General features: G+C 72.6%; 2 protein-coding genes. One reads left to right on the top strand and one right to left on the bottom strand.

The features are described 5' to 3' along the window. On the top strand, positions 1-1550 hold a 1550-nt coding region (locus VFW79_RS12795; protein ID WP_329677674.1), incomplete at its 5' end, for a class I adenylate-forming enzyme family protein. 67 nt (positions 1551-1617) lie between these two features. Here VFW79_RS12795 and VFW79_RS12790 read toward each other — a convergent pair. Next, on the bottom strand, positions 1618-2020 hold a 403-nt coding region (locus VFW79_RS12790; protein WP_329677673.1), incomplete at its 5' end, for an OsmC family protein.

Here is a 2020-nt window from a genome sequence, read left to right as displayed (position 1 = left end):
GTGCCCACCCCCCGACGCCTCACCCCGGAAACGTCATGAACCCCGACCTCAGCCCCGCCACCGCGCTCGCCCAGCTCGCGCGACGCCAACCCGAGACGGTCTCGGTCGTCGCGGACGACGGCACGGTCCTGACTGCGAGCCGTCTGCACGACGCGACCGTCGCCCTCGCAGGCCGGCTCGCTGCAGGCGGGGTGCAGCCGGGCGACCGCGTCGTCTATGCGGGGCGCAACAGCCCGGCGGCCCTGCTCACGCTCCTGGCCAGCGCGCACCTCGGAGCGGTGTACGTGCCGCTGAACTTCCGGCTCGCGCCGGCCGAGGTGCGCCTGGCACTGGACCATTGCACGCCGCACGCGCTGGTCGTCGAGGAGGAGCTCGCCGCTCTGTACTCCGTCGCGGGCCGACACGTCCCGGTCAGCCTGACGGCACACGACGCGGCGGGCGCCGCGGCACCGGCCGTCGTCCCCCCGCGCCGCGTCCTCGAGGCCGACGACCTCGCCGTCATCATGTACACGTCGGGCACCTCGGGCCGTCCCAAGGGCGTCATGCTCACGCACGGCAACCTGTGGTGGAGCCAGCGCAACATCGACGAGGTGTTCGACACGCGCCGCAATGACGTGACCCTCGCGGTCGCCCCGATGTTCCACATCGGCGGCCTCAACGCCTTCACGCTGCGCACGCTCCTGCACGGCGGCACCGTCGTCCTGCGACGGACGTTCGACGCCGAACGCACGCTCGACGACCTCGCGAGCACGACCATCACCTCGGTGTTCGGGGTCCCCGCGATGTACGCGGCAGTCGCCCGGTGCGAGCGGTTCGCCACGGCAGACCTGTCCGGCGTCCGGGCAGCCATCATCGGCGGGGCCCCCACACCCGCCGGCTTGCTCGAGAGCTACCGGGCCCGTGGGCTGATCCTCCGCCCGTCCTGGGGCATGACCGAGCTGGCTCCCGCGGCGACCTATCTGCCCACCCCGTGCCTCACCTCCCAACCGGGCTCAGTCGGCGTGCCGCTGCCCTACACGCGCATCCGGGTCGTGTCGCCCGACACCGGCGAGGACGTGCGCGGGCCCGGCCTCCCAGGTGAGCTGTGGGTCGCCGGACCCCAGGTCACCCCGGGGTACTGGCAGGACGAGGAGGCCACCCGCGCGGCGCTCACCCCGGACGGCTGGCTACGCAGCGGCGACCTCGCGGTGCGCGACGCGGACGGCTGCCTGACGCTCGTCGGGCGCTGTGCCGAAGCGATCAACACCGGCGGGGAGAAGGTCGTCCCCGGGGAGGTCGAGCGATCGCTCGACGCTCTCGCTGGGGTGTCCGAGGTCGTCGTCGTCGGAGCACCGGATCCCGCCTGGGGCGAGACGGTCGTGGCGGTGCTGGAGTGCGCCGACACGGTGACACCGACGCTCGCCGAGGTGCGCGAGCTCGCCGCGCTCACGATCGCCCGCTTCAAGCTGCCGACCCGGATCCTGCGCGTCGGCACGCTCCCCCGGACCGCCACCGGCAAGGTGGACCGCTGCGCCGTCAAGGCGCTGGCCGCGTCCGCGGCAGAGGACTGAGCGGGACGACCGCGGTCCGACGTGCGCGTTCGCTGCCGCTTCCGCTGCACCCATCGGCCGAGTACAGCTAGTCGCGGATGCGTTCGACGGTCGCACCGGCACGAATCGACCTCGGGATCTCAGCAACCGAGTCGACCGCTGCCAGGACAACGTCCACCTGCTCCGCGGGTGCGGGGCTGTCGACCTCGACGGCATACTCGATGCCGGTTGACTGCCACGTCTCGGGGTTGAAGCCTCCGGACGCCCTCACCCGGACACCGTCGATGACCACCCCGAGGCGCTCAGCCTCCCGGTAGACGTCGTTGAGGACGCAGCCCGCAGCAGCCAGGTGCAGCAGGTGAGCGCCGGTGAACGCCGACTCGACCGTCACGCCCTCGGGCGTCCACCGATGCGGAAACCGCACGACACCAGTCGCACCGCTCCGCAGCCTGCCCGCTCCGACGACGACCTCGAACTCGCCCACGATCTGG

Origin of the sequence: Cellulomonas sp., from assembly GCF_036279715.1 — a bacterium.
Taxonomy (GTDB): Bacteria; Actinomycetota; Actinomycetes; order Actinomycetales; family Cellulomonadaceae; genus Cellulomonas_A.
This window is presented reverse-complemented; position numbering and strand designations above follow the sequence as displayed.